Raw genomic sequence first — 12,852 nt, forward strand, 5'->3', positions numbered from 1 at the left:
AGAAAGAGGATCCATTATGATTTATGCATATTACCTGTTTATGTTCTTTGGGCTAGGGGTGTTTTTGCCTTTTTTATCCGTTTACTTTGTCGAAACGACACCGATGCGTGCCAGTCAAGTAACCTTAATGATGGCATTTGTACCTGTGATTCAGTTTTTTTCCACTAACTTCTTTGCCTTCTTAAGTGACAAAACCCGAAAATATAAACCAATTCTTGTGTTCGCAACCTTGTGCACGATTGCAAGTTGTTTGTTCTTAGGTTATGTAGCACGTTTTGAATTGGTAGCGTTAGTGATCGTCGCCTATGCAATCTTTGCATTTTTCATGCAATCACCGTCTCAATTATCCGAGAACTTTGTCCTTCAGTATTCGAATGAACGCAATATTCCTTATGGTCGTTTACGGTTGTTTGGATCTTTGGGGTATGCGATTGCTGGGTATTTTGGTGGTGCTTTAACTCAAGAGTTTGGGTTGTCAATTATCTTTATCGTATATGCAATTTGTTTGTCGACGCCTTTAGTACTGGTTAATAAGTTTCCAGATATTAAGGAAGTGGAAAGAGAACAAAAAGAAGACATACCGAAGGATTCTAATATCTATAAGCGCTTGTTTGCGAATAAACGCTTTGTGGTTTTATTGTCTGTGTCTTTTTTCATCCTAGCATCAATTAGTGTTATTGCGACATTCTTTGGGATTTATATTACTGAACATGTTGGTTTGGATCTTAAGTTTCTCGGTTTAACAACACTGATTTCTGCAGGGACAGAAATACCGATGATGTTTTTTTCAAACAAACTCATTGATAAATTTGGTGCGTATAAGATTTTAGCGGTTGCGGCAATCCTTAATGCAATGCGCTTTATTGTCTATTTGATGTTCCCAGTTCGAAGTGTTATCTTGCTTGTGACCGCAACCCATGGTATTGGTTATGGTTCTGCGTTCACTTCGATAATCCATCTTATTGATAAAGAAATCCCTGCAAATATACGTGCATCTGCATTATCCCTTAATACAACCCTTGCAATGGGGATTGGGACTTCTGTCATTACAATTTTGGGCAGTACATTCTTTAATGCGCGTACGGTATTTGGATTGTTGGCATTCTTTGAAGTGTGTGGACTTGCAATCTGCCTGTACTTAATCAATACAACCAAAGAAGATGAAACGTTGGTGATTTAGTTCATGATTGAAGAGATGTTAAGTACGTCTCTTTTTTCTTGCCCCTAATTACTTCAATACACTAAAAGTCTGATTTATCATGGTGTGTAAGGCAGTGATGCTGTATAATCAAGAGTATGTGAAAATGTCCAAGGGAGATATTTTTGTTTTTATAAGAAGAGGAGATACGTTTTTGTATGTTTAAAAGGTATAAGGGGAGTTATCTAAGTTATTTTCTAATGTATAACTTTTACTACTTATCATGGGCACTGTTTTCTGCATTGATCTCTGTGTATCTATTGGATAAGGGGTTTAAACCCAGTGATGTTTCATTAGTGGTGTCGTTTTCATTTTTTTCATCCATGGTCGCACAACCCCTTATTGGTGTCATCAGTGATAAGTACAACAGTAAGCTTGTGAACACAGTGCTTTTGTGTATTGCAAGTTTGGGTGGGCTATATTTTGCCTATGCAAAGACCCTTTTTGAAATCACCTTTGGGTATAGTTTGGTGATGTTGTTGGTGAATGGTACCAGTCCTGTCGTTGAAAAGATGGCAACCACAAGCAGTTTTCAATACGGTAAGATTCGTATATGGGGGACGATTGGGTATGCTGTGGGATCACAATTATCGGGGTTGATCTATGAAAAGATATCCCCTCAAACCATCTTTCTTGTATTTGCATTTACGATGGTGCTGTCGATACTGGGGTTATTGGGTGTGCGTGATGTTGAACAACCCATTGACCCTAAACAAGATCGGACGAAAGTCGGGTTTATGAGTTTGTTTAAGAATCGTCAGTATTTGTTTTATATTGTGATTGCGAGTATTTTCTATGGTGTCACAAACATTGGACACACGTACACCTCATCCATGCTTCAAAGTGAAGGGATTGATGTGAGTTTAGTGTCGACGATTTTATCCTTTGCGGTAATCTGTGAATCCCCCGTTGTGTTTTTCTCAGGGAAGTTTATGGATCGCATTGGCAATAAACAATTGCTCTATATAGCCTATGGTGCAATGATCGTACAATACTTAATTTATGGCTTTAGTTTCCCAATGAGCCTTAAAATTCTTGTGACCTTATTATTCAAACATGCACCTGGGATGTTATTTATTATGATTAACCTAAAAGTTGTGAATACATTAATTGATGCAAAAGCTCAGATTACTGCCTTGGCGATTGTTCAGACAGTTCGTAGTTTAGCATCCATTGTATTTCAAAACATTGGTGGTACGCTTCTTGATTTTACAACATATCAAAATCTCTTTTTATTCATGCTGGCCATGATGGTTATCGGGATGGTTCTCATCGTTTTTGCGAAGATTCCATCGGGTAATGATAAACGCTTATTCAGTTAAGCTTATTTAGGTATAATTATTTTTGTTTTTGTGAGAAAATAAGAACATATCATACGTTTCACTACGTATAAAGGAGGCGCTTTTATTATGGGATTTCCAAAAGATTTCTTGTGGGGTGGTGCACTTGCTGCCCACCAATTTGAAGGGGGTGTTTTAGAAACATCCAAAGGATTGAGTGTTGCGGATGTGATGACAGCTGGCGCACATGGTGTACCACGTAAGATCACAGATGGTGTATTAGAGGGTGAATATTATCCCAACCATATTGGGATTGACTTTTATCATCGTTACAAAGAAGACATCGCTTTATTTAAAGAGATGGGCTTTAAGTGCTTTAGAACATCGATTGCGTGGTCACGCATCTTTCCAACGGGACTTGAAGATGAACCCAATGAGGAAGGACTTCAGTTTTATGATGACGTGTTTGACGAGCTTTTAAGAAATGGTATTGAACCAGTTATTACCTTATCTCACTTTGAGATGCCCTATACGCTTGCGAAGGAATATGGTGGATTTATGAGTCGCAAGACCATTGATTGTTTCTTGAAGTTTGCTCAAGCTGTCTTTACACGGTATAAAGACAAAGTAAAATACTGGATGACCTTTAATGAAATCAACAATCAAATGAATTACCAGGATGATATCTTTGGGTGGACAAACTCAGGGGCTCACTTTGGCGATTATGACAATCCAGAAGAAGCCATGTATATTTGTGGGCACCATACGCTTGTCGCAAGTGCAAAAGCAGTGAAGTTGGGTCATGAAATTAACCCTGACTTTTTGATTGGAAACATGATTGCGATGACACCGATTTATCCATATTCATGCAATCCTTCCGATGTCATGCTTGCAACCCAAGCGATGCATCGTTTCTGGTTCTTTTGTGATGTACAATGCCGTGGTCATTACCCAGCGTATGCATTGAAAATGTTTGAACGTAAAGGTTTTAACATCGACATCACTGAAGAGGATAAGAGCATCTTAAAAGAAGGCTGTGTGGATTATATTGGCTTTTCATATTATATGTCATTTGTTGCGAAAACAGGTGAAGGTGCGGTTAAAAACCCATACATCAAGGAATCAGATTGGGAATGGGCGATTGACCCAGAAGGTCTTCGTTATGCTTTAAATATGTTCACTGAACGCTATGAGCTTCCACTTTTTATTGTGGAAAATGGCTTTGGTGCGATTGATCAAAAAGAAGCCGATGGCAGTGTTAATGACGATTATCGCATTGACTATCTCAAAGCACATATTCAGGAAATGGAAAAAGCCATCACTGAAGATGGTGTTGACTTGATGGGATATACACCATGGGGTTGCATTGACTGTGTTTCATTCACAACGGGTGAAATGAAAAAACGCTATGGGTTTATTTATGTTGATCGTGATAACCAAGGAAATGGAACCTTGCAAAGAAGTAAAAAGAAATCCTTTGATTGGTATAAAAACGTCATCCAATCAAATGGTGAGAATCTATAACGATAAGGAGCATGTCTCCTTTTCTTTTACTTTCTACAATGATCCTAGCATCAAATCATGAAACACACCCAGAATCTTTTAATTTTGCTAAACAAGTGTCATAATAATAAAAAAGGGGGTGAATGCGTGTGAAGGTTGTATCACTGATTGATTCATTTAAACACAGTTTTCCATCCCAACAAGGCTGTGAGATTGTGAAACGGGCGATATCAGGTCATGATGTGAGCGCGTTTTGTGTTGCGGATGGGGGCGAAGGAACAACGCAAATTCTTACGGAATTGTACCAGGGAGACATGCGTGAAGTGCTAATTGTTGATCCATGTGGACGTCCACTAAGATCCCCTTTGGGTTATGTGAAGGAAAAGAACGTGGCGATTCTTGAAAGTGCTGAAGGGGCAGGTATTCAAAAGGTACGTCGCGATGAATTGAATCCCTATACCTTAAGCAGTTATGGCGTCGGACTGCATCTCAAAGAAGCATTAAATCTAGGTGTCGATACGATAATTTTAGGATTGGGTGGGAGTGCTACATTGGATTGTGGGTATGGCATGTTGATGGCTTTAGGACTCAGATTTATCGATACCAATGGAAACTACATGACACACTTTGATGTGCGTTTGGGAGATGTGAAAACGATTGAATGGGATCAGCTTGATCCGCGCTTAAACACAATCCATATGATCCTTGCCAGTGATGTTACCAATCCTCTTTTGAAAGAAAAGGGGAGTGTGTATGTCTTTGGGAAGCAAAAAGGGCTCGATCCACAACACTTTGAATCGTATGATCTTGATATGGCACACTTTGCAAAGATGATAAGTGATCATGCTGGGGTCGATGGTGCACACACACCAGGTGCAGGTGCAGCAGGTGGAATTGGGTTTGCCCTTGCCAGTATTTGTGATTGTGAGTTTGTATCAGGGGTTGACCTGATCTTAAATGATCCAATGATTCAACAAGCACTAGACGGTGCTGATGTGGTACTTACAGGTGAAGGATGCATTGATGCTCAATCCTTAGATGGAAAGTTAATATCAGGTGTGATTAGGGAATGTCAGAAGCGATCTGTTGGCTGTGTTTTGGTATGCGGTCACTATGATCTTGATACAAGTCTTGATGGAGTCAAAGATGTCATTGTAATCAGTGATCCTGATTTAAGCCTTGATGAGGCATTGGATCAAGGGCCTGAAAACCTTGAATTAGCAATCTCCAAATATTTCAATACCATGAAAAAGGTCTAGCAATAGGTCTTTTTTTATTTACGGATTCATAATATTCGTAAATTTTGTAGGGATATTGAAATGAACTAAAAAGAGCTGAAAATAAATTCATAAAATGAGTAAAAAAAAACGTATTCATGCATAAAATTATTTGATAAATTAAACACAAAGATTAAGACGGAGGGAAGAAGTTATGCTGAAGCGTCAATTTACGCAAAGCGCTCACCGTTTAGGATTGATGGTTTTAATCAGCTTGTTTTATTTCAATCCATTGTATGCAGCTGCTTATGAAGATAAGCACGATCTTTTAGTTGGTACACATGGAACAAGCGAATGGGTTATTACCTATGATGGGATCCTAAAAATATATGACGGTGAGTTTGAGCTTGGTACCAATCTGAAATGGTGGGATTATAAGGATTTCATCACGAAGATTGAGTTTGTGGGAAATGTAATTGCACATAGGAATTCAACAACCTTGTTTGGAGAATTAGATAAAGTGCAAGAGATTGTGGGGCTTGAGAAATTGGATACCACAGGGGTAGAAGTGTTTCAAGATATGTTTAGAGGCATGACATCCATCAAACATTTGGATTTAAAAGGAATGAATACTGAACGTGGCATCAATATGATTGGGATGTTCAGTGGGATGAGCCAGCTTGAGTCACTGGATATCTCGCAGTTTGACACGTCCAAATTGATGTATGCTCGAGGGTTATTTAGTGGGTTGAGTTCACTAAAATCCTTAGACTTATCAAATTTTGATACACAAAATCTTGTGGATGCACGGTTTATGTTTGAAGGGATGACATCACTTGTAGACCTGAAGATGATGCAAACAGATTTAAGAAATCTTGAATTTGGATATGAATTGTTGGTGGGGGCACCATCGATTCAAAGCATTACGTTAACAGAAACATTCTCTTTTGGAAATGATCCCGATTTGTTTGCGTTACATGATATTATATCAAGTCCAATGTTTGATGACACGCTGTATACAGGCCTGTGGCAAAACGTTGGCACTGGGACACTTGATAACCCATTAGGAGAATTTATCTTCAGCACCCATGATTTATTGGTGTACTACAACGGAATTGAAATGGCAGACACGTATGTCTGGCAACCCATTCTAAAATCTGAAGAAGAATCAGACATTGACCTTGATCTAGAGATTGAATCGGACATTGAGACTGAAAGCGATGAGGGGTCAAAAGAGACGGGGAATACACAGGACCCAGAATATGTTGAGAATGGTCCAGATGAAACGGGGCATGAAAACCCCATAGAGAAAAGTGAGGGTGAAGTGGAGGAAACTTCGTCACTACCACAGGATGAAAACATTGCGACGGATTCGCAAGAGTCTACCAAAAATCTACCAAAAGCAGGAATATTGTCAGTGAGTTATCGAAGTGGATTTGCATCATGTTTTGTGGGATGTCTTGTATTGTTTCTGAATAAGAAATCAATCAAGTGATGCAAGTTTGTGAACGTTTCAAAAAAATTCACTGAAAAATGTTTCTATATCTTAGTGAGCATGTTTAAATTAAGTGTGCAGGGTTACTCTGCACACTTAACTAAGGAGGAATGATGGAAGCACTGTTTTACAAATTTATTTATGATAAACAAATTAAACGCGTGATTAAGATGTTGGATTATCTATATCAAGCGAAACACCATGTTACACTTACTGAAATTGCAGAGTTCTTAGGCGTTACACCCAAAACAATTTATGCAACAATCGACCTGTGCAATACACATTTGTCTGAAGAAGAGTGTGTTAGCATTGTGGGTAAGGAAATTGTGTACAGTGGCGGGGTGAATGAGTCCATTGAGGGTTCATTGATTAAAGTTGCACAAAAATCAATTGAATTTCAAATATTAGAGTATGCTTTTACCAATCGTAGGCTAACCTCAAAAGAACTTGCAGATGAGTTATATATCTCAGACTCGATGTTACGATCACGCATTAAACATATTAATCAAGCGCTGGAGCCCTTTAATTGTATGTTGTCATCGTATACGGTTCAAATGTGTGGGGACGAAAAGAACATTCGATATTTCTACTATACGTATTACAATGAGATTCAAGAACTTTTTATCTCAATCAATGGTGACAAATTACGCTATGTGAATGACTTAACACGAAAAGTCAATTCAGTGTATCAAAAAATCGACGCACCCAAGTTACATTTTAATGTCCAACAAATAGCACGATGGTATCTGTTGATTCGTGAACGCATTGTGTCGGGGAATTATATTGAACTGGATGGGTGGTTTATCGACCAAATTACCAAACGATCGTCTTATGGAATCTTTCGCAGCATTTATGAGCCACAGATTAAAGAAGCGGTGGGGGGACTTTTCATACCAGAAGCAGAACTTGTCTGGGCATATGTGATTTGCTTTAGCGCAACGGTGTATACCGCAAAAGCCCTTGAAGATCCATCCGTGACTTTGTATTGTGATGAACAAGACAATTTAACGCAAAAATATAAATTGGAAGGGTTCTTAGGTCATATTGTGCATGAGTTTGAGATTCCACCTGAGCATCATGATTTGTTTGTGAAAATTCATAAAGCATACTTTATCAACATGTCGTTGCTTACACAGGTCACACCACTTTTTCAAATGGGGTCGCATAATGTACGAAATTATGCCACTAGTACCTTGATTGAGTTATATGAGAAGTGGTATGAAATTTTGGAAGATAAACGCTTAAAGGATGTTGTACCAGTTATATATCAAGAAACACTGGCGTCTCAATGTGCATTATTGACCAGTCAACTCATCTTAGATCAAAAGCGTTACCTTAAACGGATCTTGTTTTCTTTTGAAGGGGAAGCAGGGGTTGCGGCTTATTTAGAAGCAACCGCTGAAAATATTTTGCCAGACTATGTAGATCGCGTCTTTATGTACTCAGATGCCATCTCATCCTATGTGATTGAAGCCATGAAACCAGATTTAGTAGTATGTAATTATGCAGTACCCGAGATTATTGCGGATTATCATTACTTACGGATGTCTAACTTGCCAACACAACAAGAGTGGTCATTATTAAGGGATATGATCATGAAACTACCGCATAAGTTTTAAAAAATAAAGAAAAAAGTCATTGATCGTGAACTACTTTCAATGACTTATTTCATGGGCGTAATGCTTGAAGCTTATTTCGTAAAAGAGGATGTAGTGAATCGGGTTGCGTGTTTGTAATCGAACACACTTTAACGTGGGGGTAACGGTGGGGCCAATCAAGTTCATATGCATCCGACTTGAGTGAATCCGTCGCTTCATTATAGTAAAAGAGGGTGTTTTGATAGATAAACCCTTGGACTTCTTGATAGGTTTGTTCGTGGTAGGAATGACTTTGAACATCAAACTCTAAAAGATGACACACAACAAACGAAACATCGTGATCTGTGGGGATCGGTTGGCTGAGTTTGTGGTACAAGGCTGCATCAGAGAGTGTCAACAGATCATCAAGAATTCCGATGATATTCCACAGCTTTTGACCCGACTCATCATATGAAAGGTAGGGGTGGGATTGAATTATATGACAACACTCGTTATACGTTAAGCGAAGGCTGATTTCATGATTCATGTAATCGTTAATGCTAAAGGATGACAGGGGGGTTAGGGCTTGATTTTCAGTGTGTGATTGTTTCATATTTACTCCTTAATGTAGGATGCGACGACATAAAAAGTTTCAATATCCCATCTTTATGAAAAGTATAACAAAGAATTGGGAATTTGATGGACTAAAATGTTTCTGTTGAGAACAAAATAAAGCCAATCCTTTCACTTAGAAGTATAAAATTTATTATAAGAAAACCAGCATACGCTGGTTAACTTGTAAATGTGGTCATATCCATAATGATGTTGCGTAAAGAGGTCCATTCCGCAAGATTTGGAATGTGAGACAACTTCACAACACGCGTACTCAGCTCCTCTTGATTTGGTAAACTATAATTCGAGACAATTAAGTTTGGGTTTAAGTGATCCAGTGTCACTTTAGTGATAGGCTCATCGATAATATAGCAAGAATCAATATTTTGAGGAATCATGAATTTCGTTTGTTGGATTAAGAAATCGTCATACCCTGATTCACCTTGGAAGGCAAAGAGTACTTTAAGGTTATGATGCTTCAAATGACTTTGCAGGGAGAAGTGCATGAGTGCAAGCCCCACGGCAATGTCCTCCATGAAATAAAGCGGGAACAGATTTTGACCCTCTTTAGAATACAGATGTTGCATCCAAATCTTATAATATTCACCGATTGCTTCTTTCGCAAAGACTTTCACAACTTCGGTTGTTCTTTGAAATTGTGGCGATAGGAGTGTCAGTGTATCTAGGTTAATCAGATACGAGCGCATCTTGTTTAGAAGATCGCCTTCCACTAAAGATGGACTGAACTCACTGCTTAAAAAGAGATTAATGCGTTCAAGAAGATCCAAGTCAACATAGCGGTGAAGAATGAACTCGCGATTACACTGCTCACCTAAACTACAGGTTGGTTCACTGTAGGAAACACAGTCAAGGATTAAGACAAAGGCCCACATGACCTCATCATCACTGAGTTTTGTGATTTGGAATACATTGCTGAATGCATTTCTAAATGCATTTGAGAAATCAGCATAATGGTACATCTTCAATATGCGATCACGGAATGTTTGATCTAGTTCAACGTAATGCTTATACATGATTCGATTGCGGATAATCATGATCCACATCGTCGCTCTGAAGTGACTAATATGGATATTTGGTTTAATTAAGTCAATCGAACCTTCGATCAGTTCACGATAAGCAAGGGCATTGAGTTCAAAGTCCTTATCTACTGCAAAGAAATCATTAAATTCTTGATAGAACGAGAACAAGAAGTATCGAATATCTGTTTCACTGCCTACAAAATCAAGGGGTGAAAACGAAATCGAAATATTGAAGTCCTCGAGTCCTACATTGATTTGTCTCAAAATACGTTTTAGAGAATAGGTAGATAAATAAAGATCAGAAGCTAAACGCTCGAATGTTGTTTTCTTGTTGTTGAAGATACCATCTATAATACGATATACATCGGTTTCACGTGCAAGATCCATAATGACTGCAGGAATTGACACCCCTTCTGGATAGCTCAAGAAATATCCGTCTTTTCCTAAAGACTCAAGTTGGACGTGACAGGGGAGACTTGTATTAAATGCTCGTATATCAGCGCGTAATGTCGGAACTGAACAACCAATCACTTTTGAAAGATCAACAATACTCACAGTTGTTCTTACTTTACTGAGATACTGAAGTGCTTGAACTTGTCTACAGAACTGTCTGTTTATGGATAACGACATAAATAACTGTTTTGAGTGCATAGATTATCCTCCTTTATTAAAAAATTTTATACATGGTCTGTACAAAAAGATTGTAAAACTAATTGGATTGGAAAGAAAGGCACATTTTTTTCTTACTTACGAAAAAAAAGCGCCGTTCATGGTTCATAACGATGAAATAGTCTGGTTTTTAACGTTAATATGTGATATTTTTTTCACACTTTTAAGAAAAAACAGGCATATCAAATGTAAAAAAAACCAACTAAAATGTACATTTTTGCTTAATTTCTTAGTAAAGAAAGGTCTTTTGAAAAGTGACGTTAAGAATAAAGAACTACGAAATTCAATCGCGAACATGAATCAATAATCAATTTCTTTCTTGTACTAGAAAAGAAATTTCTAGAGGTGTAAACTACCCCGATTCTTGGTGAAATAACTGATAAAATTCACATATAAAGCGGTTTTGTGGGGTTGTTTGAAAAAAGAAACAGGGGTAGTGCTTGAGGTGAAATCCATGCCGATACCTATAAATCAATGAATATTTGTTGACAGAGGAAAAAATGTTGATTACACTATTATGTCAGCAGCATGTGTAATCTGACAGTATCAAGGAGAAAATACATATGAAACAATTCGAATATAGAGTTGTATATTCTGATATTACAACCGATCCTTCTTTAGTTTATGACCTAAATGAGATGGGGAAAGATGGATGGGAACTTGCTTCCATTAGCAATCATCCTCAAGTTGGGGGTGTTGAAAAGAATATATTTGGAATCGCAAAGAAAAGCGTTCTTGTTTTCAAACGCGAGATTGTTGAACCATAAAATTATAAAAAAGTATATAAAAAGAGGCAGGATCACAGGTGGCATAAACTATGTTTAAATTCCACTGTGAACACGCCTCTTTTTTATTCGTCTGGATAGTGCTTCATAAAGTCGATTGCATCATCAAAATTAAGTGGCTTACTGAAGTAATACCCTTGGATAACATTACAGCTCTTATTTTTAAGCCAACTTACTTGGTGTTCAGTTTCGGCACCTTCCGCAACAATGTCAAGTCCTAACTCATTTGCCATGGTAATGATACTGTTTAGGAAACGCTCATCCTTATTAATGTCGTCGATAAATGTTTTGTCTATTTTGAGAACATTGATATCCAGTTCGCGAAGGCGTAACATGGATGAATAGCCTCGACCATAATCGTCGATGTATGTTGTGATCCCTAACTCATTGAGTTCAGCAACACGTAATTTAAGCAAATCAATTGTATCGTCAAATGTAGATTCAGTAATCTCAAAACCAAGTTGCTGAGGCGATACTTTATAAAATTCCAACAGTGTTGTGACATTGTGAATACAATCGGGATGTAAGACGTATTCATTGGGTGCATTGATTGACACAATGGGTTTGGAATAACCTTCTCGATTTAGTTTCTGAATAAACTCAAGGGCTTGTGTTAGAATCCAACGTGTTAATGCGTTATAGTAGTCGGAGTTTTCTGCAATCTCGAAAATGAGTGGGGGTGGGATAAAGCCATACTCAGGATGAATCCAGCGTGTGAGAGCTTCAAATCCTACAATCTCATGGGAGTCTACATCAATTTGTGGTTGGAATACAACAAATAATTGATTTGAGAATCCTTGAACTGAAAGCAATCGTAAATCACGTTCAATCACTTGACGTCGTATGAGTTCTTGATGGATATCTTCGGTTACGATAATTTGTGATGTATCCGAAGCTTCTTTGAGTTGCATCGTGGTAACTTTATAGGATTCAAACAGTGTATCAACACTGTCTACTTCTAAAATATCGGTAATATAAGTTGTTCTGAGTTCAAAGTTAAAGTCAACATCATTGATAACATCTTGAATTGATTTCAAGACTGCATCTTCATTTCGGTTGTGTGAAAGCATGAAGAATACATCATCTTGATAACGGTAGATTTCTTCACTCTCAGAATGTGTCTTCAAGATATCAACAAATCGTTTTAGGTTATCAATCAGCGTCTCATGTGTATTGAGAAGTTGCATCCGACGGAAGTTGGTGATCAAGAAAACTGAAACAGTCGTATGGGGGGTGCTATTGGTTTGTTGGAGCATATCGTAATTTGAACGTTTTCTATTGGTTTGGTGGGGATAAGAGGGATTTTGGGTTCTAAGTTTGTGATTGTGTGTAGTGATAAGTCTTTTAGTGTTTGTGAATCGTTATCTTAGTAGAGGGCAGATACTCTTCGTGTTTTTTTTAATTTCGTATGCATGGTTTTTGTTGTCTGTATGTAGGGTTGGATGTATGTGCTTGAGGATAATGAGTAGGGGGTGT

The 12,852-nt window shown here is 37.9% G+C and carries 10 protein-coding genes; 7 read left to right on the forward strand and 3 right to left on the reverse strand.

The features are described from left to right. Window positions 1-16 precede the first annotated feature (16 nt). The 6 genes from AOC36_RS01970 to AOC36_RS01995 all read left to right on the forward strand — a co-directional run bounded on the left by AOC36_RS01970 (window position 17) and on the right by AOC36_RS01995 (window position 8,312). Complete coding sequence (locus AOC36_RS01970; RefSeq protein ID WP_067630687.1) at window positions 17-1,180, forward strand: MFS transporter; 1,164 nt, start codon at window positions 17-19, stop codon at window positions 1,178-1,180. Between the two features lie 176 nt (window positions 1,181-1,356). Then, a complete protein-coding gene (locus AOC36_RS01975; protein ID WP_067630690.1) occupies window positions 1,357-2,520 on the forward strand; it encodes an MFS transporter in 1,164 nt (387 codons plus the stop codon). Between the two features lie 87 nt (window positions 2,521-2,607). Next, window positions 2,608-4,002 (forward strand): 6-phospho-beta-glucosidase, encoded by a 1,395-nt coding sequence (locus AOC36_RS01980; protein ID WP_067630693.1) that lies wholly within the window; start codon window positions 2,608-2,610, stop codon window positions 4,000-4,002. 128 nt (window positions 4,003-4,130) lie between these two features. Continuing rightward, a complete protein-coding gene (locus tag AOC36_RS01985; RefSeq protein WP_157777126.1) occupies window positions 4,131-5,240 on the forward strand; it encodes a glycerate kinase family protein in 1,110 nt (369 codons plus the stop codon). Window positions 5,241-5,412: 172 nt separating this feature from the next. Continuing rightward, window positions 5,413-6,693, forward strand: coding sequence for a BspA family leucine-rich repeat surface protein (locus tag AOC36_RS01990; protein WP_067630699.1), 1,281 nt, complete (start codon window positions 5,413-5,415; stop codon window positions 6,691-6,693). Between the two features lie 113 nt (window positions 6,694-6,806). Further along, window positions 6,807-8,312, forward strand: a complete 1,506-nt coding sequence (locus tag AOC36_RS01995; RefSeq protein WP_067630701.1) for a helix-turn-helix domain-containing protein — start codon at window positions 6,807-6,809, stop codon at window positions 8,310-8,312. Between the two features lie 49 nt (window positions 8,313-8,361). Here AOC36_RS01995 and AOC36_RS02000 read toward each other — a convergent pair whose 3' ends face one another. After that, complete coding sequence (locus AOC36_RS02000) at window positions 8,362-8,883, reverse strand: hypothetical protein (RefSeq protein ID WP_067630703.1); 522 nt, start codon at window positions 8,881-8,883, stop codon at window positions 8,362-8,364. Window positions 8,884-9,061: 178 nt separating this feature from the next. After that, window positions 9,062-10,573 (reverse strand): helix-turn-helix domain-containing protein, encoded by a 1,512-nt coding sequence (locus AOC36_RS02005; protein WP_078055046.1) that lies wholly within the window; start codon window positions 10,571-10,573, stop codon window positions 9,062-9,064. A 581-nt stretch (window positions 10,574-11,154) separates the two neighbouring features. Between AOC36_RS02005 and AOC36_RS02015 the strand changes: the two genes are divergently transcribed. Continuing rightward, complete coding sequence (locus AOC36_RS02015; protein ID WP_067630709.1) at window positions 11,155-11,358, forward strand: DUF4177 domain-containing protein; 204 nt, start codon at window positions 11,155-11,157, stop codon at window positions 11,356-11,358. A gap of 83 nt (window positions 11,359-11,441) precedes the next feature. Here the strand turns inward: AOC36_RS02015 and AOC36_RS02020 are convergent, their stop codons facing one another. Next, entirely contained in the window at window positions 11,442-12,632 is a 1,191-nt protein-coding gene (locus AOC36_RS02020; RefSeq protein WP_067630711.1) for an EAL domain-containing protein, read from the reverse strand. Window positions 12,633-12,852 lie beyond the last annotated feature (220 nt).

Origin of the sequence: Erysipelothrix larvae, from assembly GCF_001545095.1 — a bacterium.
GTDB classification, from domain to species: Bacteria; Bacillota_I; Bacilli_A; order Erysipelotrichales; family Erysipelotrichaceae; genus Erysipelothrix; species Erysipelothrix larvae.